A 25,078-nucleotide genomic window follows, 5' to 3' on the forward strand; every position below is an offset into this window, starting at 1 on the left:
CGATGAGCCTGTTCCGCACCAAGCCACTCAATGCCGATCACAACCCGAGCGACCTGCGCCGCGTGCTGAACGCCTGGGACCTCACGCTGCTCGGCATCGGCTGCATCATCGGCACCGGCATCTTCGTGCTCACCGGCATCACGGCGGCGACCACTACCGGGCCCGCCATCGTGCTGGCCTTCGTCGTATCCGGCTTAGCCTGCGCGTTCGCGGCGCTCTCGTACGCGGAGCTCGCCTCGAGCTATGGCGGCTGTGGCAGCGCCTACGGTTACGCCTACGCCTCGCTCGGCGAGTTCATCGCTTGGATCATCGGCTGGGATCTGATCCTCGAATACCTGCTCTCGACCGCGACCGTCGCCGTCGGCTGGTCACGCTACTTCGGCCGTGGGCTGGAGCTCATCGGCCTGCCGCTACCGGAGACCCTGCTCAAGTGCCCGGCCGATGGCGGTCTCATCAACCTGCCGGCGGTCGGCATCGTCATGGCGCTCGCCATCCTGCTTGCCATCGGCGTCAAGCAAAGCGCACGTTTCAACAATGCCATCGTGCTCATCAAGCTCGGCACGCTGGGCATCTTCATCGCGCTGGCCTCGCAGCACGTGAACCCCCAGAACTGGACGCCCTTCATGCCCTTCGGCTGGGAGGGTGTGATGCACGGCGCCGCCATCATCTTCTTCGCCTACATCGGCTTCGACGCGGTTTCGACCGCCGCCGAGGAATGCGTCAAGCCGCGTCGTGACCTGCCCATCGGCATCCTCGGCAGTCTCGGCATCTGCACGTTGCTGTACATCATCGTGTCGGCGCTGCTGACCGGCGTCGTGCCGTACGCGACGCTCGACACGGCCTCGCCGATGGCCGACGCGCTCAAGGCGCTCGGCTACCAGTGGGGCCTCGCGCTCGTCACTGCCGGCGCGATCGCCGGCTTGACGACGGTGATGCTGGTGCTCTACTACGGGCTCACGCGCGTGTTTCTCGCCATGTCGCGCGACGGCCTGCTGCCGTCGGTGTTTTCGGCGGTGAACCACAACACGCACACACCGGTGCGCATCATCCTCGTCAGCGGCGTGGTGATGGCGCTCACCGCCGGACTCACCCCGATCCATGCCCTCGCCGAGCTGGTCAACATGGGCACGCTGGCCGCCTTCGTGCTGGTCTGCGCCGGCGTGATCCTCCTGCGCCACACCCATCCCGATCTGCCGCGCCCGTTCAAAGTGCCGTTCGGTCCGGTGATCCCGATGCTCGGCATCCTGTTCTGCGGCTACTTGATGTACAGCCTGCCCGTCGTGACTTGGCTGCGCTTCATGGTCTGGATGCTGATCGGACTCGTCATCTACTTCGTTTATTCGCGGCGCAACAGTCTGCTCGAAAAGGTGCCCAGCTCGACGTGAGCAGCCGCGTGCCCGACACCGGCATCCTGCTGGTCAATCTCGGCACGCCGGCGGCACCGACCGCCGGCGCCATCCGCGCCTTCCTGCGCGAGTTCCTGCACGACCGGCGCGTGGTCGAGCTGACGCGCTGGCTGTGGTGCCCGATCCTGTACCTCTTCATCCTGCCGTTCCGGCCGCGCCGGCTGGTACACGCCTACCGCGCCATCTGGACCGCCGAGGGTTCGCCGCTGCTGGCGATCTCGCGGCGCCAGGCGGCGGCGCTGGAAGCGGCCGTCGGCGTGCCGGTGCAGCTGGGTATGCGCTACGGCCAGCCATCGATCGCGCAAGGCCTGCGCGCCCTGCGCGCCGCCGGCGCGGCGCGCGTGCTGGTGCTGCCGCTGTATCCGCAGTACTCCGCCACCACCACCGCTTCGGTATTCGATGCCGTGGCTGACGCGCTGCGGCGCGAACGCGCCCTGCCGGAGCTGCGCTTCGTCATGGACTACCACGACGATCCCGGCTACATCGCCGCGCTGGCCGACAGCGTGCGCCGCCACTGGGCCGCCCACGGCCGCGGCGACAAGCTGCTGTTGTCCTTCCACGGCATTCCCCAGCAGTACGCGCGCGCGGGCGACCCCTATCATGGCCGCTGTCACATCACCGCGCGGCTGTTGGCACGGGCACTGGACCTGAAACCGGACGACTGGACCCTGGGCTTCCAAAGCCGCGTGGGCCGGGCGCCCTGGCTGCAGCCCTATACCGACCACCAGATCGAAGATCTGGCGGAGGCTGGAATCAAGACACTGGACGTGATCGCACCAGGATTCTCCGCCGACTGCCTGGAGACGCTGGAGGAGATCCGCCTGCGCTATGCGGAACTGTTCCGCGCCAAAGGCGGCGGCGCGTTGCGCTACATCCCCGCGCTGAACGACGACGAGGCGCACATCCGCGCCCTGGCGGCGCTGGCCCGGCGCCACCTGCGGGACGGGTGCGATGCTGCCGGCGGCGACGCTGGGGTATGATCGTGGGCGTGCCGCCCCGCATTCCCGAGCCGCTCCGGCGCCGCCTTCCCCTCCTGATCCTGCTGGGCGCATTCGCGCTGGCGCTGCTGCTCTGGTACACGCGCAGCCCGCCGCCGGCCACCGTGGTGGCGGAGAAGGTCTGGCCGGTCTCCACCGAAACGATCCAGCTGCGCGAACTCGCGCCCAGCCTGCAGCTCTACGGCCGGGTCGAATCGCCCGCCGCCGCCGACATGGGCAGCAACATCGCGGCCGACGTCGAGGAGGTACGCGTGCTGGAGGGCGACAGCGTACGCAAGGGCCAGCTGCTGGTGCGAATGGACGACGACGAGCCCGCCATCCGCGTGCGCGGCGACGAGGCCGCCCTGCGGCATGAGCGCGAGCTGCTGGCGCTGGCGCGCAAGGATCTGGCCCGCGCCGAGCAGCTGTACCGCGACGGGTTGGCCTCGCAGGCGGACGTGGACGCCGCGCGCCAGGCCGTCGAGCAGCGCGCACTGGCGGTCGCCGGTCGCGAGCAGAGCCTGGCCGCCGCGCGCCTCGCGCTCGAGCGCACACGCGTCGTCGCGCCCTTCGACGGCCGCGTCACGCGGGTCGCGGTGGCGGTCGGCGACCGCGTGACCCCGGGCCAGCCCCTGGTCAGCCTGTACGACCCGGTGCGCCTGGAGCTGCGCGCACCGATGCCCGCCGCCTATTTGCCGCGACTGCGGCAGGCGCTGGCTGCCGCCGGCCGGCTGCCGGCGCGGGTGATGCTGGACGGCGAAGAGGCGCCGGCGCTGCTGCTGCGGCTGTCGGGCGAAGCACGCGGCAGCAGCAACGTGGACGGCTTCTTCCGCCTGGACCCGCCGCGGCCCGAACTCGAGCCGGGCCGCACGCTCGAGATCACCCTGCTGCTGCCGCCCGAGCCGGCGGTGGCCGCGGTGCCCTTCGAGGCGCTGTACCAGAACAACCGCGTCTATGTCGCCGAGGGCGAGCGCATGCGCGGCATCACGGTTGAGCGCATCGGCGAATACCGCGCGCCCGGTGAGCGGCCGCGCGTGCTGGTGCGCAGCCCGGCGCTGCAGGACGGCATGCGTCTGATCACCACCCAGCTGCCGCTGGCGGTGGACGGCCTCAAGGTCAGTCCGCAGGACTGAGCCCGCCTCGAGCTGGAACCGCCGATGCGCCGCGACCCGATCGGATTCTTCACCCACCACCCGGTCGCGGCCGATCTGCTGATGGTGCTGATGATCCTGTCCGGTATCGCCGCCGTGACACAGCTCAACACACAGTTCTTCCCCACCTTCAGCATCGACTACATCAACATCAACGTGGCCTGGCGCGGCGCCACCGCCGAGGACATCGAGCAGGGCATCACCAACGTCATCGAACCCGAGCTGCGCGACCTCGACGACGTGCGCCGCGTCACCTCGGTCTCGGCCCAGGGCATGTCCTCGATCTTCATCGAGTACCACCAGGGCACCGACCTCAGCGCCGCGCTGAGCGAGGTCAACGAGGTCATGGGCCGGGTGCGTGGACTGCCGGCCACGGCCGAGGATCCCGAGATCATCGTGCTGGAAAACAAGGAACTGATCGCGCGCGTGCTGCTGGCCGGCAACAAGACGCGCGAGGAACTGCGCCTGCTGGCCAAGCAGATGGAGCGCGAGCTGCTGCAGCGCGGCATCACCAAGGTCGAGCTGTCCGGCCTGCCCGAGGAAGAGATCGCGATCCAGATCCCGGCCGAAACCCTGGCCGACCTCGGCCTGCCCCTGCACCAGATCGCCGCGCAGATCGACGCGCGCAGCCTCGACCTGCCGGCCGGCGAGGTCGGCGGCGGCGACGTCGGCCGCCAGCTGCGCGGGCTCGAGCAGCGTCGTGCGCCCGGCGATTTCGCCAGCCTGCGCATCACCAACCGCGACGGCACCCAGGTGCTGCGGCTCGGCGACCTGGCCGAGATCGAGCGCCGCCCGCGCAGCGGCGAGGTGATCACGCGCTACCAGGGCAAGCCGGCGGTGGAGATTACGCTCTGGCGCGGTAAGACCGAGAACACACTGGACGCCGCCAACATCCTCAATGCCTGGCTGGCGGACACGCGGCCGCAGCTGCCGCAGGGCGTCGAGCTGATCGTGTACAACGAGCAGTGGACCCTGATCAAGGAACGCATCGACATGCTGCTCGGCAACGGCGTGCAGGGCCTGGTCTTCATCATCGTCATCCTGTTCCTGACGCTCAACGCGCGCGTCGCCTTCTGGGTGGCCTGGGGCATTCCCAGCGCGCTGCTGGCGACGCTGGCGGTGATGTATCTGTTCGGCGGCAGCATCAACATGGTCAGCCTGTTCGCGCTGATCCTGACCCTCGGTATCATCGACGACGACGCCATCGTCGTTGGCGAGGATGCGCTGGCCCACTACCAGGGCGGGGAGGACCCGATGCGCGCGGCCGAGGGTGGCGCGCGGCGCATGTTCTGGCCGGTGCTGGCCTCCTCGCTCACCACCATGGCCGCGTTCCTGCCGCTGACGCTGGTCGGCGGCATCATCGGCACGGTCATGATCTCGATCCCGCAGGTCGTGATCTGCGTGATCATCGCCTCGCTGCTGGAGTGCTTCCTGGTGCTGCCGGCGCACCTGCACCGCAGCTTCGTGAAGATCCGCCACGCCGCGCCGACCGGCCTGCGCCGCGTCATCGACGAGGGCTTCGACCGCTTTCGTGAGCAGCGCTTCCGCCGCCTGGTGCGCTGGGCCATTGCCAACCGCGGCGCCACCGTCGCCATCGCCGTGGCGGTGGTGATGCTGGTGCTGACGCTGCTGTCCACCGGCCGCGTCAAGTTCCAGTTCTTCCCCACGCCCGAGAATTCGGTGATCTTCGCCAACGTCACCTTCGCCGCGGGCACGCCGGTCGAGCGCGTGGACACGTTCCTGGACGAGCTGGAACGCAGCCTCTACGCGACCGACGCGGCGCTGGGCGGCGGTCTGGTGGTCTCGGCGCTGACCGAACGCGGCCGCGCCCCGGTGGACGACGGCGCCTTCAACCGCTACGGCGACCGCTACGGCTCCCTACGGCTGGAGCTGCTGCCGCCCGACGCGCGCCAGGTGCGCAATCCCCGCTTCATCAGCGAATGGCAGAAGCGCATCCGCCTGCCGCCCGGCGTCGAGAACTTCGAGGTGTACTCGCCGACCGGCGGCCCACCGGGACGTGATATCGAGCTGCGCCTGCGCGGCGACGACATCCACCTGCTCAAGGCCGCGGCCGAGGAGCTGGCCGCCGCGCTGCGCGGCTATCCGGGCATCCATGCCGTCGCCGACGACACGCCCTATGGCCGCGAGCAGCTGGTCTACCGCCTCACCCCGCAGGGCGAGGCGCTGGGCCTGACGGTGAGCGAGGTCGGGCGCCAGCTGCGCGCCGCCTATGACGGCGAACTGGTGCAGGTTTTCCAGGACCTCGGCGACGAGATCGAGGTGCGCGTGATCCTGCCCGAGGCGCAGCGACGCACGCTGGCCAGCCTGGACACGCTGCCGATCGTCCTGCCCGGCGGCGCCACGGTGCCACTGTCCAGCGTGGCCGTGATCGAGCCGCGGCGCGGCTTCGAGACGCTGCGCCACCGCGACGGCAAGCTGGCGATCAAGGTGTCGGGCGACGTGGACGAGACCACCAGCAACGCCAACGAACTGATCGCGCAGATCGATCGCGAGGTGCTGCCGCGGCTGGTGGACAAGTACCACGTCGAGGTGCTGTACGAGGGCCGCGCCGAGGACCAGGCCGAAACGCTGGGCGACATGAAGCTGGGCGCCTGGGTCGGCCTGGTGCTCATCTACGTCGTGCTGGCCTGGATCTTCGGCTCCTATGTCTGGCCGCTGCCGGTGATGGCGATCATCCCGCTGGGGCTGGCCGGCGCGGTGTTCGGGCACTGGGTCATGGGCATCGACCTGACCGTGGTGTCGCTGTTCGGGCTGTTCGGCCTGGCCGGTATCGTGGTCAACAATTCCATCATCCTGGTGTCCTTCTACAAGGAGCTGCGCGAGCAGGGCGTGCCGGTGCGGCAGGCGCTGGAGGACGCTTCCTGCCTGCGACTGCGCGCGATGATCCTCACCTCGGTCACCACCATCGCCGGCCTGAGCCCGCTGGTGGCGGAAACCTCGACCCAGGCGCAGTTCCTGATCCCGCTGGCGGTGTCGATCTGCTTCGGTCTGGCCATCGCCACCCTGCTGGTGCTGGTGCTGGTGCCTGCGCTGCTCGGCCTGTACGAGGCGCGCGAGGGCCGGCTTGCGGCGACGGCGCCGCACCGCGAATCCGCGGGTACCTGAAGCGGACACGAATGCTAGAATCCCGCCCTGCCCGGGGGCTGCGCGCCGCGCCGCCCCACTGTCCGGAGTGGATCCCGTGCTCGAGTACTTCCTGCAATACGGCCTGTTCCTGGCCAAGACCGTCACGATCGTCATCGCGATCGCGCTGATCATCGGCCTGCTGGTCAACGCCTTCCGCCATGCGCGCGAGTTCGCCACCGAGCATCTCGAGGTCAAGAACCTCAACCGCCGCTTCGAGAACCTGGCGGAGGTGCTGTTCCACGAGCTGCTGAGCCCGCCCGAGCGCAAGGCGCACGCCAAGCAGCGCAAGGCGGAGCACAAGCAGCGCGCCAAGGCCGCCAAGCTCGGCAAGGCGCCGCGCCCGCGGGTTTTCGTGCTCGACTTCGACGGCGACATCCGCGCCTCGGCGGTGGACAACCTGCGCGAGGAAGTGAGCGCCGTAGTGCAGGTGGCGCGCCCGCAGGACGAAGTGCTGCTGCGCCTGGAAAGCAGCGGCGGCATGGTGCACGGCTACGGGCTGGCCGCCTCGCAGCTCCGTCGCCTGCGCCAGGCCGGCATCCGCCTGACCGCGGCGGTGGACAAGGTCGCCGCCAGCGGCGGCTATATGATGGCCTGTGTCGCGGATCGTATCATCGCCGCGCCCTTCGCCGTGATCGGCTCGATCGGCGTGGTGGCGCAGCTGCCCAACTTCAACCGCTTCCTGAAAGAACACAACGTCGACTTCGAGCTGCACACGGCGGGCGAATACAAGCGCACGCTGACGCTGTTCGGCGAGAACACCGAGGCCGCGCGCGCCAAGTTCCGCGAGGAGCTGGAAGAGGCGCATGCGCTGTTCAAGGGCTTCGTCACCGACAACCGCCCGCAGCTCGACATCGCGCAGGTCGCCACCGGCGAGCACTGGTACGGCAGCCGCGCGCTCGAGTACCGGCTGGTGGACGCGATCCAGACCAGTGACGACTACCTGCTGGCCGCCAGCAAGGACAAGGACATCTTCGAGGTGAGGTTCAAGCGCCGCCAGGCGCTGCCCGAGCGCCTGGCGCACAGCATCCGCACAGCGATCAAGACGCTCTCGAGCTAGCGATACAACAGCAGATCCTGGCGTACTTCCAGCCAGGCCGCCTCGTCGGCCGACGCGAGCGCCTCCAAATCGCCCGGTGCCGCCGCGGGATCGTCCACCCACTGGCGCAGCAGCTCACTGCCGTTGATGAGATCGATGGCCAGGCGCTCGTGCTCGTACTCGTAGGGGAAGTCGCGCCACAGCGGGTAGTCCGGACGCAGGCGCCGGAGCGCCTTGAAGGCCAGCGCCTGCAGCCGCCACGGCCGGAACGCCGCGTGTTCGTAGCGGCCGTCCTCCACATGGATTTGCACACCGGCGCACAACTTGCCGACATGCTTGTGGAAGGTCGGCTCGAACCAGCATTCGCGCAGGCTGCAGCCACGCAGCCAGTGCGGCGCCAACGCCCGCATCTCCTTCAGCAGGGCGCGTGCATCGAGGTCCGGTGCGCCGAACAGCTCCAGCGGGCGCGTCGTGCCGCGCCCCTCGGACAGGGTCGTACCCTCCAGCATCACCGTGCCGGCGTAGCAGCGCGCCATCCACAGGTTGGGCGCATTCGGGCTCGGGTTGACCCAGCTGCGCTCGCCCAGCGGCCAGCCATGGCCCGGCGTGGCGTCCGGCTGCCAGCCCTGCATTTCGATCACGCGATAGTCCACGTCGAGCCTGAGCTGGCGGATGAACCAGTACCCCAATTCACCCAGCGTCAGGCCGTGGCGCATGGGCATGGGACCGGCACCGACGAAGCTTTCCCAGCCAGCGCGCAGCGTCAGACCCTCGACCGGCCGGCCGACGGGATTGGGTCGATCCAGCACCCAGACCACCTTGCCGTGCTGCGCCGCTGCCTCCAGCACGTAGCGCAGCGTGGTGATAAAGGTGTAGATGCGGCAGCCGAGGTCCTGCAAATCCACCAGCAGCAGATCGAAGCTGTCCAGCATCGCCGCGGTCGGCTGCCGCACCGCCCCGTACAAGCTGAACACGGGGATGCCATGCACCGGATCGTAGAAGTCCGGCGACTCAATCATGTTGTCCTGCTTGTCGCCGCGCAGGCCGTGCTGCGGGCCGAAGGCCGCGCTGAGCCTGATGCCGGCCGCAGCCAGCGCGTCCAGCGCATGCGTCAGATCGGGGGTGACCGAGGCCGGGTGCGCCAACAGCGCCACACGTCGGCCGGACAGAGGCTTGCGCAGGGCCGCGTCTTCCAGCAGGCGGTCGAGTCCGAACTTCATGGAAGTGATGTTTCCGTCGTGCCCGCGCGAGCGGGATTGAGAGAGGTGTTCTAGCCTAGTCAGTTTCGCGGCGCGCCGTCCATCGGCAGCGTCAGCGTGAAACCGTCCGGGTGATGAAAGTCGGGCCGGTCCGCGGGATGCGCCAGCGCCCAGTACGACAGCCCGCCGTCCGCCGCCTCGATCACCGCCGAAACGGCGAGCCGCAGGACGGCCGCCGCCGGCAGCGTGGCCAGCTCCAGGCGCGCACTCAGTTCATACACTTGGGCATCGCGCCGCACCGAGATCGCAGGCGCCGCTGGGTCCGCGGCCAGGATCTCCGGCTGGCGGTAGGCGCGAAAGCGGTACAGTGCCCACGCGCCCGAGGGCGCGAAGTTGAATTCCGTATAGGCATCCTGGCCGGCGGCGCGGACGAACAGCTCGAAGCAGCTGTGCCGCCACAGCCCGTCGGCACGGCACGGTACGGACGGTGCCGGCAGCACGAGCGCGCTGAGATCGCCGCGCAGGCGATAACGCAGCTGCAACCCGCCGTCGTCCATCCGCTGCAACTCGAACGCCAGCGCGGTCCCCCTCGGCGCGGGCGTGGACGGATGGGCGCGCAGCGCCAAACTGGTCTTGCTGCCGCCGGCTGGGGACTCAACCATGTTCGGCGAACAGGGCCTGCAGCGACGCCGGCAGGCGCGCCGGGCTGGCCGCGCGGGCGAAGGGCCGCGAGTTGAAGGTGTTCCAGAACAGCACATTGCGGTCGCGGCCCGGGCCGGCGCAGTAGTCGAGGCAGGCAGCCAGCGCCTTACCGGTATAGGTCGTCTCCAGCGGCAGACGCGCCGCGGCCCAGTCCACGGCCGCGCGTGCCGCGGGCGTCGGTGCGGCATAAGCCGGGCCGAGGTAATCGCCGACCAGCTCGAACGCATCGTCCGCCAGCTTCGCCTCCGGCACCGCGGGATCCAGGCTGCGCAGATAGCGCAGCACGTCGGCGGCATAGGCGGTAACGACGGCCCGGTTCGCGAACAGCGGCTCGGCCGTGCGCACCGCGAACACGCGGGACGGCAGCCCCGCCAGCTGCAGCCCGGCGATGAGGCCGGCGGCGGTGCCGCAGCTGCCGGCGGCGATGAAGATCGCGTCGGGCACCGGCAGCGCGCCGGCCCGCAGCTGCGCCGCCAGCTCGAGCCCGGCTGTCACGAAGCCGGCGTTGCCCAGGCGCGTGCTGCCGCCGACCGAGATGAAATACGGCCGCTCGCCGGCCTGCGCCCGCGCCGCGAAGGCGCGGCGCGCATTGAGCAGGCAGCCGGCGATGCCCGGTGCATGCTTGATCTGCGCACCGGCCTCGACCTCGCCCAGCAGGTTGGCCCTGACTTGCGCGGTCACCGGGTGGTCGAACAGCGACAGCTCCACCGCGAAGCCCAGGGCGCGGCCGTGCAAGGCCGTGGCCAGCGCCTGGTTGGAGCCGATGCCGCCGATCGTGACCAGCGACCTGGCCTCGCGCAGCGCGGCCTCGGCCAGCAGGTGTTCCAGTTTCCTGATCTTGTTGCCGCCGTAGAGCGGCGCGGTCAGGTCATCGCGCTTGACGTACAGCGTGCCGCGCCGCATGCCGGGCGGCGCCGGCCAGGCCTCGACCGGCGTTGGCAGTGTCGCCAGCGGCCGCCACGGCAGGCGGCCGTAGAGAGCGGGAAAGCGCTCGAACAGCGCATTCGATCGCCCAGCATGCAGCGTCAGCAGCCGATCCGATGGGTAGCGGCCGACCTGGTTGACGCGGTAGACGGTGTAACCCACCCCCGCCGCAGCAGCCAGTGCCGCGCCGCCGAGCGCGCCGGCACCGGCGGCGAGCAAACGCCGGCGGGTCAGCCCGGATGGCGGGGTGTCGGGTATGCCGGAAGGATCCACGCCGCGAGCCTAGTGCGCGGCCCGGCGCTCGGTCAAACAGCACGCCAGAATTGATCCGAGAAGACTTCGGCACACGCAGGCGATCTGGTAGAGTTTTTGCGTTCTCAACACATGGAGGTCGCCATGCAGCTTCGCAGCGACAGTTTCAGGGACAACCAGCCCATGCCCGGCAAGTATGCGTTCTGCGTGCCGGACCCGGCCAGTCACGTCAAGCTCGCCGACAACCACAACCCGCACCTGGCCTGGACCGGTGCGCCGACGGGTACGAAAAGCTTCGTGCTGATTTGCGTCGACCCGGATGCGCCGACGCGCCCCGATGACGTCAACCGGGAAGGCCGCACGGTGCCGGCCAGCCTGCCCCGCGGCAATTTCTTCCACTGGGTCATGGTGGACATCCCCGCCAACGTGACCGAGATCGCCGCCGGCAGCTGCAGTCACGGTGTGCACGCGCACGGCAAGAAGCATCCGCCCGGACCGTCCGGCAGCCGCCAGGGCGTCAACGACTACACCGGCTGGTTCAAGGGCGATGCGGCGATGGAGGGCGTCTATCACGGCTACGATGGCCCCTGCCCGCCCTGGAACGACGCCATTCCGCACCGCTACCGCTTCACGGTCTATGCCACCGACCTCGCGCGCTGCCCGGTGGAAGGCGAGTTCACGGCCCAGCAGGTGCTGGCCGCGATCCAGGGGCATGTGCTGGCCGAGGCCAGCCTCACGGGCCTGTATACCCTGAACCCGGCCGTGAAGCTTTGATGTGGCGGGTACGCTCGAGGAAAAACTCACCGGCCGGCTGATCGCGCTGCCCGAGACGCGCGAGCTCGACCTGTTCGCCGACATGCTAGAGCGCCGCGGTGCACGCACACTGCGCTGCCCGCTGGTCGGCATCCATGACGCACCCGACGCGGCGCCCGTCCAGGCCTGGATCGAGCGCTGCATCGCCGGCGAATTCGACGATCTCGTCCTGCTCACAGGCGAAGGCCTGCGCCGTCTGCTCGGCTTCGCCGCGCGCGCCGGCCGGCGCGAAGCCTTCGTGCAGGCGCTCACCGGCCTGCGCAAGATCACGCGCGGGCCCAAGCCCGCGCGGGCGCTGCGCGACATCGGCCTGAAACCCGACCTCGCCGCGAGCGAACCCACCACCGAGGGCATCATCCGCGACCTGCAACCGCTGGACCTGCGTGGACGGTGTGTCGGCGTGCAGCTCTACGGCACGGATCCCAACCGCAGGCTGCTGGATTTCCTGCAGACCGCCGGCGCCCGTGTCTTTCCCGTTGCGCCTTACGTTTATGCCAACGCCAGCGACGATGCGCGCGTGTGCGACCTGATCGCGCAGCTCGCGGCCGGCGCGGTGGACGCCATCGCCTTCACCAGTCAGCCGCAGGTCCGGCGGTTGTTCGACGTGGCCCGTGCCAACGCCCTGGAAGCGCAGTTGCGAGCAGGTTTCGAGGGGACCACGGTGGCGGCGGTCGGCCCAGTGGTGGCGCAGCAGTTGCGCGAGGCTGGCGTGCGCGTGGACTTGATGCCGGCCGACAGCTACTTCCTCAAGCCCCTGGTCAACGAACTGGCGGCACGGCTGGGCCCGGCGGGCGGCCGAACTTGACTGCCCCTGGTCCTGACGGTCGTCCTCGCGCTGCCAATCCTGCCCGACTCCATGTTCACATCCGTCAGACGTTGAAGCGGAAGTGCATCACATCGCCTTCCTGCACGACGTAATCCTTGCCTTCCAGCCGCCAGCGACCGGCCTCCTTGGCACCCGCCTCGCCGCGGTACTTCACGAAATCGTCGTAGGCGACGACCTCGGCCCGGATGAAACCCTTTTCGAAGTCGCTGTGGATGACGCCGGCGGCCTGCGGGGCGGTGGAACCCGCCTTGACCGTCCAGGCGCGCACTTCCTTCACCCCGGCGGTGAAATAGGTCTCCAGCCCCAGCAGCTTGTAGGCGGCGCGGATCACGCGGTTGAGGCCCGGCTCGGCGAGGCCCAAGTCCTCGAGGAACGCCGCCTTGTCGGCGTCGTCGAGCTGGGCGATCTCGCCCTCGATCGCCGCGCATACCGCCACCACCTCCGAGCCTTCCACCGCGGCGAACTGGCGCACACGCTCCAGCAAAGGGTTGTCATCGAAACCGCGCTCGTCCACGTTGGCGACGTACAGCGTCGGCTTGACGGTGATGAGGTTGAGATCGCGCAGGACCTTGCGCTGCTCGGCGGACAGTCCCAGCGCGCGCGCCGGCTTGCCTTCGTTGAGCAGCGCCTGCATGGGCTCCAGCAGGGCCTTGCGCGCCAGCGCCTCCTTGTCGCCGGTCTTGGCGGCCTTGACCGCGCGCTCCAGCGCGCGGCTGACGGTCTCGAGGTCGGCCAATGCCAACTCGGTGTTGATGATCTCGATGTCACGCAGCGGGTCCACACTGCCCGCGACGTGGATCACGTCGTCGTTGGCGAAGCAGCGCACCACATGAGCGATCGCGTCGGTCTCGCGGATATGCGACAGGAACTGGTTGCCCAGCCCCTCGCCCCTGGAGGCGCCGGCGACCAGGCCGGCGATGTCCACGAATTCAACCGTGGCGGGCACGACCTTCTCCGGCTTGACGATCTGCGCCAGCACGGCGAGCCGCGGGTCGGGCACGGGCACCACGCCGACGTTCGGATCGATGGTGCAGAAGGGGTAGTTCTCGGCCGGGATACCGGCCTGTGTGAGCGCGTTGAAGAGCGTGGACTTGCCGACGTTCGGCAAGCCCACGATGCCGCATTTAATTCCCATTGGCTTCCGTGTGCAGTCGTTGTGTCGCCTTGTCCCAGCCGTCGCTCAGCAGCACGGTCAGCGCGTCCCGGGCCCGCGCCAGTGCGTGTTCCATGGCCCGCTGCTGCTCGGACGTAGGCCGGCTGAGCACGTAGTCGTGCACGCGGTCCTTGTGTCCCGGATGGCCGATGCCGATGCGCAGGCGGGCATAGTCCGGGCCGATGTGCTCGTGCAGGCTGCGCAGACCGTTGTGCCCGCCGTGCCCGCCGCCGCGCTTGAGCCGCGCCGTGCCCGGCGGCAGGTCAAGTTCGTCGTGCACCACCAGCAGTTCGTCCGGCGCGAGCTTGTAGAAGGCCATCAGCGCCTGCACGGCCTGGCCGCTGCGGTTCATGTAGGTGGCGGGCTTGAGCAGCAGCAGGTCTTGTCCGGCCAGCGCCAGCCGGGCCAGCTCGCCGCTGAACTTGCGCTCAGCATGAAAAGTGACGCGCCCGCTGCGCGCGAGCGCGTCCACGAACCAGAAGCCCGCGTTGTGCCGGTCGGCGGCGTGTTCGGGGCCGGGATTGCCCAGCCCCACGATCGCACGCAACGCCATGCCGGTTCAGGCCGCGAGCGAAAGGCGGCTTACTTGCCGCCCTTCTCGTCCTTCTTCTCGCCCGCTTTCTCGGCCTCGGCGGCCGCCTTGGCCTCTTCGCCCACGGTCGGCACCTCGGCGGACGCCGGCGCCTCCGCGACCGGCTCCTCGATGACGCGCGGGATCTGCACCGACACCACCGCCTGGTCGTCGCCGTGCTGCAGGGCAACCAGCTTGACGCCCTCCGGGAGCTTCAGATGCGACAGGTGGATGGAATCGTTCAGCTGCATGGCCGAGACGTCCACCTCGATGTACTCCGGCAGGTGCCTGGGCAGGCATAGCACCTCGACGTCCACCAGATGGTGCTGCACCACGCCGCCACCCTGCTTGACGCCCGGGGCGATGTCCTCGCCCTTGAAGTGCAGCGGAACGTGCATGCGCAGCTCCTCGTCGGCCACCACGCGCTGCAGGTCCATGTGCAGGATGACCGGCTTGGCCGGGTGGCGCTGCAGGTCCTTCAGCACCGCGGATTCTTCCTGGTCACCGATCTTCAGCGTGAGGATGTGCGAGTAGAAGGCCTCGTTCTTGAGGCGGTTGCTCAGCTCATGCGCGCCGATGGCCAGCGTCACCGGATCCTTGTGGCCACCGTAGAGGATGGCCGGCACCTTGCCCTCGCGACGCAGGCGGCGGCTCGCACCCTTGCCCTGCAGCGCGCGGACTTCGGCGTTCAAAACGAAGTCGTTGCTCATGTCGTGTACTCCAGTTGGTCAACATCACCGCCGGCCTCCGCGACCAGATTCCGGCGTTGCGGCTCCCGCCGCGTCTCGTATCAGCCTGCCGTGCGCCTAATCGACGTACAGCGAACTGACGGATTCCTCGTTGCTCACGCGGCGGATGGTCTCCGCCAGCATGGATGAAATCTTGAGCTGCCGGATCTTGGGGCAGCCCCTGGCGTCCGCGCGCAGCGGGATGGTGTCGGTGACGATCAGCTCGTCCAGCTTGGACTTGCCGATGTTCTCCACCGCCTTGCCCGACAGCACCGGGTGCGTCACATAGGCGCGCACCGACAGCGCGCCCTCGTCCTTCAAGGCGTCCGCCGCCTGGCCCAGGGTGCCGGCGGTATCCACCATGTCGTCGATCAGTACACAGTGCTTGCCGACCACATCGCCGATAATGTTCATGATCTTGGCCTCGTTCGCGCGCGGCCGGCGCTTGTCAATGATCGCCAGCTCGGCGTCGTCGAGCAGCTTGGCCAGCGCCCGGGCGCGGACCACGCCGCCCACGTCCGGCGACACGACGATCAGCGGGTCCCTCTTCTGCCGCCAGATCTCGCCCAGAAGAATGGGCGAGGCATACACGTTGTCCACCGGGATGTCGAAGAAACCCTGGATCTGGTCGGCGTGCAGATCCACGGTCAGCACGCGGTTGGTGCCCACGGCCTGCAGCATGCTCGCTACCACCTTGGCCGAGATCGGCACGCGCGCCGAGCGCGTGCGACGGTCTTGGCGGCCATAGCCGAAGTATGGGATGACCGCGGTGATGCGTCCCGCCGACGAGCGCCGCAACGCGTCGATCATCATCAGCAGTTCCATCACGTTGTCGTTGGTCGGCGCGCAGGTGGACTGGATCACGAACACGTCGCGGCCGCGGACGTTCTCCTCGATCTCCACCATGACCTCGCCGTCGCTGAAGCGCCCGACGCTGGCCTTGCCCAGCGGCGTGCGCAGGTGCGCGGCGATGTCCTGGGCCAGCGCCGGATTGGCGTTGCCCGTGAAGATCATCAACCTGCCGTCGGCCATCTCAGCTCCCCAGAGCCCGAATCACGTTCTATCTGTCTCCGGCCCAAGCCGGAATCCAGTGCCTTTGCTCCGCGAAAGTCGCTGGGCCCCGGCTTTCGCCGGGGCAAAATTTCCCGCTACGCGGTAAATTTTGGCTGGGGCGCTAGGATTCGAACCTAGGAATGGCGGGATCAAAACCCGCTGCCTTACCACTTGGCTACGCCCCAAGTCGTCACTCTCAGCCCCACCCTGCCCGCGCCAGCAGCGGCGAACGGTTGAGCCCGCGCGCCACGAAACTCTGCCAGCCCTGCGGCACCCGGTCCTGGACCGCACGCGCCGCCGCGCGGCTGGCGAAGGCGGCGAACACCGAAGCGCCCGTGCCGGTCAGCCGCGCCTGCGCATGTTCCGCAAGAAAATCAAAGGCCTGTGCCACTTGCGGATACCGCTCGCGGACCACAGGCCAGCAATCGTTGCGCGCCATTCCGGACAGAAACTGCGGCATTTTAATGGGGGTGGAATTCCTTTTCAATTCAGGCGCATTGAAGATCTCGGCGGTGCTCACCTGGCAGGCCGGCGTGATCACCAGATAGAACGGCGCCGGCAGTTCCACCGGGGTGAGCAGTTCGCCCACCCCTTCGGCCCAGGCGGCGTGCCCATGCACGAAAACCGGCACGTCGGCGCCCAGCTGCAGGCCCAGCTCGGCCAGCCGCGCCGGCGGCCAGTCGAGCCCCCACAGGCGATTGAGCGCGACCAGCGTAGTGGCGGCATCGGAGCTGCCGCCGCCCAGGCCGCTGCCCAGCGGCAGGCGCTTGTCCAAGTGGATGTCCGCGCCCTGCCGCACGCCGCCGGCCTGCTGCAGCAGGCGCGCGGCGCGTACGACGAGATCGGACTCGGCGTCCAGCGCTGCCGGCCCGCTCACACGGCGCACGCGGGCATCGCTGCGCAGCTCGAAGCCGAGGCTGTCACCGTGCTCGAGGAACTGGAATACCGTCTGCAGCGTATGGTAGCCATCGGCGCGCCGGCCGGTGACGTGCAGGAACAGGTTGAGCTTGGCCGGCGCCGGCCAGGCCGCATCCGCGCTGAAGGCGCCGACCCGGGACGCAGCCATCAGCCGATCTCGCTCCAGGCATCCACGACGACCCGGAAGTGATCGTCGCCGTTATCGAGCGTGAAACGCCGCGGCAGCTCGTAGTGCTGGTAGAAGCCGTACTCGGCGTATTCCAGCCGCCAGCCATCCTGCTCCAGCACCTGCAGGCGGCCGACGCTGTCGTAGATCACGGTAGCCGGCGTGTCCGGGTAGGGCAGGCCAAGTGCCCAGTAACGCAGCCGCTCCAGCGGCAGGCTCCAACCGAGCGATTGCTGCAGCAGTGCCTCCGGCTCGCGCGTGACCACGGTCTCGCGCGCGGTGCGGATCTCGACCTCGCCGAGATGGCCGCGCGCCTGCACGGCGCCGCTGCCCAGCGGCCCGGAGACGCGGATGTCGAAGTGCCCAGCGCTCTGGCGCCAGTGCAGGTTGCCGCTCCAGCCGATGCGCCCGGCGGCGATCCGCGCCTGCAGCAGCCAGTGCTCGAGCCGGCTCATTTCGTCGCGGCGCTGGGCCCAGGCCTGCGCCGAGGCGGAGGTGGCCGGCGCCGGCACGACCGCGCAGCCGGCCAACGGCAGGACGAGCGCCAGCAGCAGCGCGGCGCCGGGGCGCGGCCTCATGGACGCAGACGGTCGACGGTCTCGCGCAGCACGCGGTGCTCGGGATGCTCCGCCAGCGCGGTACGCCACACATCCTCGGCCGACTCGCGCTGGCCGAGCTGCCACAGCACCTCACCGAGGTGCGCGGCGATCTCTGGGTCGGGGTCGCGCTTGAAGGCCTCGCGCAGCAGTTCCAGGGCCTTTTCAAGATTGCCGAGCCGGTAGTAGGCCCAGCCCATGCTGTCGATCACGGCCGGGTCGTCCGGCGTCAGCTGCAGCGCGCGCTCGATCAGCTGGAAGGCCTCCTGGTAGCGCGTCGAATGATTGGTGAGCAGGTAACCCAGCGCATTGAGGCTGCGCGCATCGTCCGGCTGGCTCGCCAGCAGACCACGCAGCACCTGCTCGGCGGCGGGGATGTCGCCCATCTCGGCGTGCATCATGGCGGTGCCGTAGAGCAGGTCGGAATCCGCCGGGAATTCGCGCAAACCCTCTGAATAACGCTGCAGGGCGCGCGCGGGCTGGCCATCCTCGTAGTACAACTCGGCTTCGGCGGCGTACAGCCGCGGCCCGATTTCGAGGCCGCGCTTGCGCAGTCCGGCCAGATAGGCGATCGCCCGATCGAGGCCTTCGGACTTGTAGAGGGTATAGCCACGACGCAGCAGCGCATCGAGCGCGCGGTTGCCGCCGGTCACCGCGCCGTACCAGTCGTGCGCCTCGCGCCAGTTGCCCCGCTGCTCTTCGATGTGCCCCAGGTACCAGGCCGCATCATCGCGGCGCTGCCCTGACTCGAACAGCGTCAGCAGGTGAGTATAGGCCACGTCCGGCTGGCGCCCCTGCAAGGCCAGCAGCGCCAGCGCATAACGCGCGTCGGGATTGTTGTCGTCGCTCAGCAGCACTTGGCGGTACTGGTCGGCCGCGGCCTCGTTCTGGTCGGCTTCCAGCAGCAGGCGCGCAAACGACAGGCGCAGGAGCACCGGGTCGGAGACCCGCGCCAGCGCCTGCTCCAGCGTGCGGCGTGCGTCCGGCAGCAGGCCGGCACGCACCTGAGCACCGAGCTTGAGCAGGTAAGCTTCGGGCCAGTCGCGCTCCAGCCCGAGAGCGACATCGGCCTGCTGGATACCTAGTTCGTGCCGCCCCAACCGCACCGCGAGCAAGCCGTAGGCATAGTGCGCAGCCGCGCGCTGCGGGTCGTCGTTGACCAGGCGCTGCATGACCGCCAGCGCAGGGTCGGCAAAGGCCGGATCGCTGCTCAGCAGCAGCGCGACCTCGCGGTAGCCCTCGTCGCGGCCGGCCGGGTGGCGCGCGATGATCGCGGTGGACTCGGCGTAGAGCGCATCGAGTCGCCCCTGGCGCAAGTGGTTGCGGGCGATCAGCTCGCGCGGCGGCACCGCGTCCGGCGCCAGGCTCGACCAGCGCAGTGCTCCCAGCAGGGCCTGTTCCTCGTCGCCCGCCAGCAGCGCGTAGCGGGTGGCGTTCTCGGCCAGCTCCGGATCACGCCCCAGTTGCGCGGCCTCGAGGTAATGGCGCGCCGCCTGCGCCGGCAGATTGCGGTGCGCGGCCAGTTCCGCCACCAGCACGTGGTACTGGAGCCGGGCCTGCGGATCCGCCGGCGGCGCGACCTCGCTTGGGGGCGATTCGGCTGCGGGCGGTGCCGGACGCGGGGCTGCAAACTGCGCGCAAGCGCTGACGAGGCAGGCCTGCGCCAGCAGTAGCGCGACGCTGAGCCGATGGCAAATCACGATGTCGGAACCTGGAACTGCACCTGTCCGGCAGTTTACTCCGCCGACCGTGCCACAGCCAGCAATGGCAACCCGAAATTGCTTTTCCGGGCGGCCAGTTGGGCCGCGTGGGCTTGCTTGTGTTCGGCAGGCGCATCGCTGAAAATTTGCACAGCCCGGCCCCCGCCCCCGCCGCCCGCACCGCAGCACCCAGCATCCATGCGCCTGCTCACCGTCGGCCTGAACCACACCACCGCGCCGCTGGCCCTGCGCGAGGCGGTGGCGTTCACCGACCCGCAGCTGCCCCAAGGCCTGCAGGCGCTGCGCACCCTGCCGGGGGTCGAGGAAGGTGCGATCCTCTCCACCTGCAACCGGACCGAAATCTATGCCGTGGTCGAGGGCGAGCAGGCGCCGCCGCTGGGCGACTGGCTGTGCCGGCAGCGGCGGCTCGACGCCGAGCGGCTGCTGCCACACCTGTACACCCACAGCGGCCGCGACAGCGTCCGCCACACCCTGCGCGTGGCCGCCGGGCTGGACTCCATGATCCTGGGCGAGCCGCAGATCCTGGGCCAGATGAAACACGCCTACCGGCTGGCGCGCAACGCGCACACTGCGGGGCCCTTGCTATCGCGCATGTTCCAGCACGCGTTCTCGGTGGCCAAGCTGGTGCGCTCCAGCACACGCATCGGCGAGAACCCGGTATCGGTGGCCTATGCCGCGGTGCGGCTGGCGCAGCAGATCTTCGCCGACTTCGGGGCGCGCACCGCGATGCTGATCGGCGCCGGCGACACCATCGAGCTGGCCGCCCGCCACCTGCACGACAACGGTCTGGGCCGCGTGATCTTCGCCAACCGCAGCCTAGAGCGCGCCCAGCTGCTGGCCAGCCAGTACCACGGCTACGCCATCCGGCTGGAGGAGATCGGCAAACACCTGGCCGAGGCCGACATGGTGATCAGCGCGACCGCCAGCGAGCAGCTGGTGCTGGGCGCGGACGCGGTGCGCGCGGCGCTGCGCGCGCGCAAGCGCCGGCCGATGTTCCTGGTGGACCTGGCGGTGCCGCGCGACATCGATCCGGCGGCAGGCGAGCTGGAAGACGCCTATTTGTACACCGTGGATGACCTGCGCAGCGTGATCGAGGACAATCTGCGCTCGCGCCAGGCCGCGGCCGAAGCCGCCGAGGTCATCATCAGCGAGCGCACCGAGGAATTCATGGCCTGGATGCATTCGCGTTCCGCCACCGGCACCATCAGCCGCCTGCGCCATCGCGCCGAGCGCGAGCGCGACGAGGTACTGGCGCGCGCGCAGCGCCTGCTGGCCCAGGGCCGGCCGGTGGACGAGGTGCTGGCCTTCCTCGCCGGCACCCTCACCAACAAGCTGATACATGCGCCCACGGCGCGGTTGCGCCAGGCGGGTCCCGAAGAGCAACGCAAGCTGCTGGAGGCCGCACGCCGGCTGTTCGACCTGGGCGACGACGACAACTGATGCCGCGCCATGAAACCCTCGCTGCTGGACAAACTGCAAGAGCTGGTGCTGCGTCACGAGGACCTGGGCCGCCAGCTGGCCGAGGCCGAAGTCATCGCCGACAAGGACAGGTTCCGGCGTTTCTCGCAGGAGTACGCGCAGCTCGCGCCGCTGGCCGAGTTGTTCGCGCGGTATCGCCGCACCGGCGAAGAACTCGCCGCCTCGGAGGCGCTGCAGTCCGATCCGGACCCGGCCATGCAGGCGATGGCGGCCGAAGAGCTGCCGCGGCTCAAGGCCGAACGCGCGCGGCTGGAGGCCGAGCTGCAGGGCTTTCTGGTGCCGCGCGATCCGCGCGACGAGGCCAATATCTTCCTCGAGATCCGCGCCGCCGCCGGCGGTGACGAAGCGGCGATCTTCGCCGGCGACCTGTTCCGCATGTACGCACGCTACGCCGACACACGCGGCTGGAAGGTCGAGATCCTGAGCGAGAACCCGGGCGAGCACGGCGGCTACAAGGAAATCATCGCGCGCATCCAAGGCCAGGGTGCATTCTCGCGACTCAAGTTCGAATCCGGCGCGCACCGCGTGCAGCGCGTACCCAAGACCGAGGCCCAGGGCCGCATCCACACCTCGACCTGTACGGTGGCGATCCTGCCCGAGCTGGACCAGGTCGAGGACGTGAAGATCAACCCGTCCGAACTCAAGATCGATACGTTTCGCGCCTCCGGTGCCGGCGGCCAGCACGTCAACAAGACCGACTCGGCGATCCGCATCACGCATCTGCCGACCGGTATCGTGGTCGAATGCCAGGAGGAACGCTCACAGCACAAAAATCGCGCGCGTGCCATGAGCCTGCTCGCGGCGCGCATCCGAGAGGGCCAGCAGGCCAAGCAGGACGCCGAGCTGGCGCTGACACGCAAGCTGCAGGTCGGCACCGGCGACCGCTCCGAGCGCATCCGCACCTACAATTTCCCGCAGAATCGCGTCACCGACCACCGCATCAACCTGACGCTGTACCAGCTGGACAGCGTGATGGAAGGCGCGCTGGACGACATCATCGGACCGCTCATCGCCGAGCATCAGGCCGAGCAGCTGGCGGCGATCGGTGAATGATCCACAGGGGTCAAGGGTAGGAGCGGCCTCAGCCGCGACAAACCCGGAAATCGCGACTAAAGTCGCTCCTACAAGTCAGGACCCGACGGCCATGAACCTGTCCGACGCCATCGCCCGCGCCGCCAGCACCCTGCAGGGCACCACCGAAACGCCGCAGCTGGATGCCTCGGTCCTGCTCTGCCACGTGCTCGACTGCCCGCGCAGCTTCCTGCTCAGCCACCCCGAAACCGCGCTCGGCCCGGCGCAGCGCCAGGCCTTCGAAGCGCTGGTGACGCGTCGTGCACAGGGCGAGCCGGTGGCCTATCTCACCGGCGTGCGGGAATTCTGGTCGCTGGAACTGAAGGTCACGCCCGACGTGCTGATCCCGCGCCCGGAAACCGAGACCCTGGTCGAGGCCGCGCTGGCGCGCATGCCGGCCGACAAACCGCTACGCGTGGCCGAGCTGGGCACCGGCAGCGGCGCCATCGCGCTGGCGCTGGCGCGCGAGCGTCCGCGCGCGCACGTGGTCGGCACCGACATCTCGGACGCGGCCCTGGCGGTGGCGCGCCAGAACGAGCGCCTGCATGGCATCCCGAATGTCGTGTTCCACGAGAGCGTATGGTTCGCCGCGCTGGAAGGCCAGCGCTTCGACCTGATCGTCTCCAACCCGCCCTATGTCGCCGAGCACGACCCGCACCTGGAGGCGCTGCGCTTCGAGCCACGCGCGGCGCTGGCGGCCGGACCCGACGGTCTCGACGCGCTGCGCCTCATCATCCGCGAGGCACCGGGCTATCTCGAGCCCGGCGGCTGGCTGCTGGTCGAGCACGGTCCCGCGCAGGACGCGGCCGTGCGCGGCCTGTTCGCGGCGGCCGGCTTCGCGGCCATCGAAACCCTGCCCGACCTCGCCGGCCTGCCGCGCGTCAGCCTCGGCAGAAAGAATTGAAGAGGGGACAGGATAGACAGGATGTACGGGATTAACAGGATGTTCAATTGCCTTGAACATGGATTGGATTTGTCCTGTGAATCCTGAGAATCCTGTCCATTTCTTGACTGAACGGTGCACGACATGAGCGACCTGCGCCGCTATGCCCGGCAGATGATCCTGCCGCAGGTGGATACGCACGGGCAGCAGGCCTTGCGCGACTCGCATGCGCTGGTGATCGGCGTCGGCGGCCTCGGCTCGGCGGCCGCGCTGTATCTCGCGGCCGCCGGCGTGGGCCGGCTGACGCTGGTGGACCGCGACCGCGTGGAGCTGTCCAACCTGCAGCGTCAGATCGCGCACCGGCACGGCGACATCGGCCGGCCCAAGGCCGAGTCGGCGCGTGACAGCCTGCTCGCGCTCAACCCGGAGGTCGCCGTCACCAGCGTCAACAGCGGTCTGGACGCGGCACTGCTGGCGCGGCTGGTGAGCGAAGCCGATGTCGTGCTCGACTGCAGCGACAACTTCCCCACGCGCTACGCGCTCAACCGCGCCTGCGTGGCCGCGCGCAAGCCGCTGGTGTCCGGCGCCGCGATCCGGCTCGAAGGCCAGGTTGCGGTGTTCCGCCCCGGCGGGCCCTGCTACCAGTGCCTGTACCGCGACGAGCCCGGCGAGGCGACCGAGTCCTGCGAGCAGGCCGGGGTGCTGGGTCCGCTGGTGGGCGTGATCGGCAGCCTGCAGGCGCTGGAGGCGGTGAAGCTGCTGCTGGGCCTGGGGGAAACGCTGGACGGGCGCCTGTTGCTGTTCGATGCCGCGCGCAGCCGCTTCCGCGAGCTTAAACTGAAGCGCGACCCCGCCTGTCCCGGCTGCTCGGAAACCCCATGAACGACGGAAAAATCCTGTTGCCGCGCAATCTGGTGCAACAGATGTTCCACCAGGCGCAGGCATCGCCGGACAGCGAGGTCTGCGGACTGATCAGTGCGATCGGCGGCAGCGTGAGCCGCTGCTACCCGGTGGCCAACGTGGCCGGCGACCCGGCGCACCTGTTCGACATGGATGCCGCCGGCCAGGTGCGCGCGCTGCGCGAGATCCGCGAGCGCGGCGAGACGCTGTTCGCCATCTACCACTCGCATCCGTACGCGCCGCCGGAGCCGTCCGCGCGCGACCGCGCGCTGACCGCCTACCCCGAGGCCTATCACCTCATCGTTTCGCTCAACACCAAGGGCGTACTCGAGCTGCGCGCCTGGAAGCCGGTGGCCGGCGGCATGACCGAGGTGCCGGTCAAAATCATCCCGGACTGATTGGCCTTCCCCACATGGGCTTTCGCGTATTGCAGGCAAAAACTTCAGGACGTTTCGGGGATTCAGCGGCCGTCTGCGATCCCGGCAACGAAAGGCAGATACGCATCCAGCACGCCTTGCGGGTGCTCGACCTGCGGATAGTGGCCGATGTTTTCCAGCAGCACGGTATCCGGGTTCGGCACCAGCTCGCGGTAGCGCTCGACCATGTGCCGGCCGGACACCGGATCCACCGCGCCGTCGATCACCCGCAGCGGAATCTTCGCTTCCTGCAGCGCGCCGACCCAGCGCGCGCGGTACTGGCGGCGCTCGGGCATGTAGCGGATCAGCCGCGGCAGCACCTCGAGACCGCCGTCCCGGCTGACCAGCTGCCAGAATTCCCGCAGTGCCTCCGGACTCGGCTGGGTGGCCGGGCCGAAGATCGCGCAAAAGCTGCGCGCGAAGCTGCGTTCGCCCATCAGGCGTACCAGCAGCGGCGCGAGCGGCGTGAGCAAGAGCTTCTGCACCAGCCGCGCACGGTGGGTTTCGGGAAACAGGCCACCGTTGAGGAAGCAGACCGAGCGCAGCCGCAGTCCCGCCGCGCCGCTGCGTTCGCGCTCGTTGTGCCGTGCCAGCAGCTCCTGCGCGACCGTGTCGCCGTAGTCGTGCGCCAGTATATGCACCTGCGTGATGCCGAGCGACGCCAGCAGGCCCTCGCACAGGTCGGCCTGGTCCAGGATGCTGTAGTCGTAGTCCTTCGGCTTGGCGGAAAAGCCGAAACCGATCATGTCCGGCGCGACCAGACGGTAACGCGCGGCCAGCGTCGCCCATACCGGCCGCCAGTCCCAGGACGCCGTGGGAAAACCGTGAATCAGCAGGATCGCATCGCCCGCGCCCTCCTCACGGTAGAAAATCTCGTGGCCGCGGTGCCGCCAGCGGCGCCCCATCGCATGCCAGGCTTCGAAATGTGTTTGCGCCATAACACCCCCCGACTCTCCGCATATACCATGCCACAGCCCGCAACGGCGGGTT

Annotated in this window: 23 protein-coding genes and 1 tRNA gene; 12 read left to right on the top strand and 12 right to left on the bottom strand. The window is 69.1% G+C overall.

Annotation, left to right across the window (positions count from 1 at the left end):
- Positions 1-2 precede the first annotated feature (2 nt).
- The 5 genes from VNJ47_13885 to sohB all read left to right on the top strand — a co-directional run bounded on the left by VNJ47_13885 (position 3) and on the right by sohB (position 7,738).
- Positions 3-1,385: an amino acid permease gene (locus tag VNJ47_13885; protein ID HXG29926.1), complete on the top strand. Its 1,383-nt coding sequence runs from the start codon at positions 3-5 to the stop codon at positions 1,383-1,385.
- Complete coding sequence (gene hemH, locus VNJ47_13890; GenBank protein HXG29927.1) at positions 1,382-2,386, top strand: ferrochelatase; 1,005 nt, start codon at positions 1,382-1,384, stop codon at positions 2,384-2,386. The genes VNJ47_13885 and hemH overlap by 4 nt, the downstream gene beginning before the upstream one ends.
- Positions 2,387-2,394: 8 nt before the next feature.
- A complete protein-coding gene (locus VNJ47_13895) occupies positions 2,395-3,516 on the top strand; it encodes an efflux RND transporter periplasmic adaptor subunit (GenBank protein ID HXG29928.1) in 1,122 nt (373 codons plus the stop codon).
- Positions 3,517-3,540: 24 nt separating this feature from the next.
- Complete coding sequence (locus tag VNJ47_13900) at positions 3,541-6,660, top strand: efflux RND transporter permease subunit (protein HXG29929.1); 3,120 nt, start codon at positions 3,541-3,543, stop codon at positions 6,658-6,660.
- 76 nt (positions 6,661-6,736) lie between these two features.
- Positions 6,737-7,738 carry a protease SohB gene (sohB, locus tag VNJ47_13905; protein HXG29930.1) on the top strand — a complete coding sequence of 334 codons (1,002 nt, stop codon included), beginning with the start codon at positions 6,737-6,739 and terminating at the stop codon, positions 7,736-7,738.
- On the opposite strand, the gene VNJ47_13910 is transcribed toward sohB, so the two are convergent.
- The 3 genes from VNJ47_13910 to VNJ47_13920 are packed head-to-tail and all read right to left on the bottom strand — an operon-like array spanning position 7,735 to position 10,815.
- Entirely contained in the window at positions 7,735-8,937 is a 1,203-nt protein-coding gene (locus VNJ47_13910; protein ID HXG29931.1) for a DUF1343 domain-containing protein, read from the bottom strand. The genes sohB and VNJ47_13910 overlap by 4 nt on opposite strands.
- Positions 8,938-8,996: 59 nt before the next feature.
- Positions 8,997-9,578, bottom strand: coding sequence for a DOMON-like domain-containing protein (locus tag VNJ47_13915; protein HXG29932.1), 582 nt, complete (start codon positions 9,576-9,578; stop codon positions 8,997-8,999).
- A complete protein-coding gene (locus VNJ47_13920) occupies positions 9,571-10,815 on the bottom strand; it encodes a pyridoxal-phosphate dependent enzyme (protein ID HXG29933.1) in 1,245 nt (414 codons plus the stop codon). The genes VNJ47_13915 and VNJ47_13920 overlap by 8 nt, the downstream gene beginning before the upstream one ends.
- A 123-nt stretch (positions 10,816-10,938) precedes the next feature.
- Between VNJ47_13920 and VNJ47_13925 the strand changes: the two genes are divergently transcribed.
- Both VNJ47_13925 and VNJ47_13930 read left to right on the top strand, forming a co-directional pair.
- Positions 10,939-11,568: a YbhB/YbcL family Raf kinase inhibitor-like protein gene (locus VNJ47_13925; protein ID HXG29934.1), complete on the top strand. Its 630-nt coding sequence runs from the start codon at positions 10,939-10,941 to the stop codon at positions 11,566-11,568.
- A gap of 1 nt (position 11,569) precedes the next feature.
- Positions 11,570-12,412 carry a uroporphyrinogen-III synthase gene (locus VNJ47_13930; protein HXG29935.1) on the top strand — a complete coding sequence of 281 codons (843 nt, stop codon included), beginning with the start codon at positions 11,570-11,572 and terminating at the stop codon, positions 12,410-12,412.
- Between the two features lie 64 nt (positions 12,413-12,476).
- On the opposite strand, the gene ychF is transcribed toward VNJ47_13930, so the two are convergent.
- The 8 genes from ychF to VNJ47_13970 all read right to left on the bottom strand — a co-directional run bounded on the left by ychF (position 12,477) and on the right by VNJ47_13970 (position 19,318).
- The gene (gene ychF, locus VNJ47_13935) at positions 12,477-13,568 is read right to left on the bottom strand and encodes a redox-regulated ATPase YchF (protein HXG29936.1); all 1,092 of its coding nucleotides are present in this window, start codon (positions 13,566-13,568) and stop codon (positions 12,477-12,479) included.
- Positions 13,558-14,139 carry an aminoacyl-tRNA hydrolase gene (gene pth / locus VNJ47_13940; GenBank protein ID HXG29937.1) on the bottom strand — a complete coding sequence of 194 codons (582 nt, stop codon included), beginning with the start codon at positions 14,137-14,139 and terminating at the stop codon, positions 13,558-13,560. The genes ychF and pth overlap by 11 nt, the downstream gene beginning before the upstream one ends.
- A gap of 29 nt (positions 14,140-14,168) precedes the next feature.
- Positions 14,169-14,867 (bottom strand): 50S ribosomal protein L25/general stress protein Ctc, encoded by a 699-nt coding sequence (locus VNJ47_13945; protein ID HXG29938.1) that lies wholly within the window; start codon positions 14,865-14,867, stop codon positions 14,169-14,171.
- 96 nt (positions 14,868-14,963) lie between these two features.
- Entirely contained in the window at positions 14,964-15,902 is a 939-nt protein-coding gene (locus VNJ47_13950; GenBank protein ID HXG29939.1) for a ribose-phosphate diphosphokinase, read from the bottom strand.
- Positions 15,903-16,048: 146 nt separating this feature from the next.
- Positions 16,049-16,123: transfer RNA gene (locus VNJ47_13955), tRNA-Gln, on the bottom strand.
- Between the two features lie 11 nt (positions 16,124-16,134).
- Positions 16,135-17,004, bottom strand: a complete 870-nt coding sequence (gene ispE, locus VNJ47_13960; GenBank protein ID HXG29940.1) for a 4-(cytidine 5'-diphospho)-2-C-methyl-D-erythritol kinase — start codon at positions 17,002-17,004, stop codon at positions 16,135-16,137.
- Positions 17,004-17,600 carry a lipoprotein insertase outer membrane protein LolB gene (lolB, locus tag VNJ47_13965; GenBank protein ID HXG29941.1) on the bottom strand — a complete coding sequence of 199 codons (597 nt, stop codon included), beginning with the start codon at positions 17,598-17,600 and terminating at the stop codon, positions 17,004-17,006. Before lolB ends, ispE begins: the two co-directional genes overlap by 1 nt.
- On the bottom strand, positions 17,597-19,318 hold the full coding sequence (locus VNJ47_13970; protein HXG29942.1) for a tetratricopeptide repeat protein: 1,722 nt from the start codon (positions 19,316-19,318) through the stop codon (positions 17,597-17,599). The genes lolB and VNJ47_13970 overlap by 4 nt, the downstream gene beginning before the upstream one ends.
- 198 nt (positions 19,319-19,516) lie before the next feature.
- Between VNJ47_13970 and hemA the strand changes: the two genes are divergently transcribed.
- The 5 genes from hemA (at position 19,517) to VNJ47_13995 (ending at position 24,070) form a co-directional block, all read left to right on the top strand.
- Entirely contained in the window at positions 19,517-20,779 is a 1,263-nt protein-coding gene (hemA, locus tag VNJ47_13975) for a glutamyl-tRNA reductase (GenBank protein HXG29943.1), read from the top strand.
- Between the two features lie 9 nt (positions 20,780-20,788).
- Positions 20,789-21,871, top strand: coding sequence for a peptide chain release factor 1 (gene prfA, locus VNJ47_13980; protein ID HXG29944.1), 1,083 nt, complete (start codon positions 20,789-20,791; stop codon positions 21,869-21,871).
- Between the two features lie 91 nt (positions 21,872-21,962).
- Positions 21,963-22,793, top strand: coding sequence for a peptide chain release factor N(5)-glutamine methyltransferase (prmC, locus tag VNJ47_13985; GenBank protein ID HXG29945.1), 831 nt, complete (start codon positions 21,963-21,965; stop codon positions 22,791-22,793).
- A gap of 123 nt (positions 22,794-22,916) precedes the next feature.
- Complete coding sequence (gene moeB, locus VNJ47_13990) at positions 22,917-23,654, top strand: molybdopterin-synthase adenylyltransferase MoeB (protein ID HXG29946.1); 738 nt, start codon at positions 22,917-22,919, stop codon at positions 23,652-23,654.
- A complete protein-coding gene (locus VNJ47_13995; protein HXG29947.1) occupies positions 23,651-24,070 on the top strand; it encodes a M67 family metallopeptidase in 420 nt (139 codons plus the stop codon). The genes moeB and VNJ47_13995 overlap by 4 nt, the downstream gene beginning before the upstream one ends.
- Before the next feature lie 62 nt (positions 24,071-24,132).
- On the opposite strand, the gene VNJ47_14000 is transcribed toward VNJ47_13995, so the two are convergent.
- Complete coding sequence (locus tag VNJ47_14000; protein ID HXG29948.1) at positions 24,133-25,026, bottom strand: alpha/beta hydrolase; 894 nt, start codon at positions 25,024-25,026, stop codon at positions 24,133-24,135.
- Positions 25,027-25,078 lie beyond the last annotated feature (52 nt).

This window comes from Nevskiales bacterium, from assembly GCA_035574475.1.
Lineage (GTDB): Bacteria > Pseudomonadota > Gammaproteobacteria > Nevskiales > DATLYR01 > DATLYR01.

Coding starts and splice junctions, on each gene's coding strand:
- ychF (HXG29936.1), bottom strand. CDS start 13,568: ATGGGAATTAAATGCGGCATCGTGGGCTTGCCGAACGTCGGCAAGTCC.
- VNJ47_13925 (HXG29934.1), top strand. CDS start 10,939: ATGCAGCTTCGCAGCGACAGTTTCAGGGACAACCAGCCCATGCCCGGC.
- moeB (HXG29946.1), top strand. CDS start 22,917: ATGAGCGACCTGCGCCGCTATGCCCGGCAGATGATCCTGCCGCAGGTG.
- VNJ47_14000 (HXG29948.1), bottom strand. CDS start 25,026: ATGGCGCAAACACATTTCGAAGCCTGGCATGCGATGGGGCGCCGCTGG.
- VNJ47_13995 (HXG29947.1), top strand. CDS start 23,651: ATGAACGACGGAAAAATCCTGTTGCCGCGCAATCTGGTGCAACAGATG.
- ispE (HXG29940.1), bottom strand. CDS start 17,004: ATGGCTGCGTCCCGGGTCGGCGCCTTCAGCGCGGATGCGGCCTGGCCG.
- VNJ47_13885 (HXG29926.1), top strand. CDS start 3: ATGAGCCTGTTCCGCACCAAGCCACTCAATGCCGATCACAACCCGAGC.
- prmC (HXG29945.1), top strand. CDS start 21,963: ATGAACCTGTCCGACGCCATCGCCCGCGCCGCCAGCACCCTGCAGGGC.
- prfA (HXG29944.1), top strand. CDS start 20,789: ATGAAACCCTCGCTGCTGGACAAACTGCAAGAGCTGGTGCTGCGTCAC.
- pth (HXG29937.1), bottom strand. CDS start 14,139: ATGGCGTTGCGTGCGATCGTGGGGCTGGGCAATCCCGGCCCCGAACAC.
- hemA (HXG29943.1), top strand. CDS start 19,517: ATGCGCCTGCTCACCGTCGGCCTGAACCACACCACCGCGCCGCTGGCC.
- VNJ47_13915 (HXG29932.1), bottom strand. CDS start 9,578: ATGGTTGAGTCCCCAGCCGGCGGCAGCAAGACCAGTTTGGCGCTGCGC.
- lolB (HXG29941.1), bottom strand. CDS start 17,600: ATGAGGCCGCGCCCCGGCGCCGCGCTGCTGCTGGCGCTCGTCCTGCCG.
- VNJ47_13910 (HXG29931.1), bottom strand. CDS start 8,937: ATGAAGTTCGGACTCGACCGCCTGCTGGAAGACGCGGCCCTGCGCAAG.
- VNJ47_13900 (HXG29929.1), top strand. CDS start 3,541: ATGCGCCGCGACCCGATCGGATTCTTCACCCACCACCCGGTCGCGGCC.
- VNJ47_13945 (HXG29938.1), bottom strand. CDS start 14,867: ATGAGCAACGACTTCGTTTTGAACGCCGAAGTCCGCGCGCTGCAGGGC.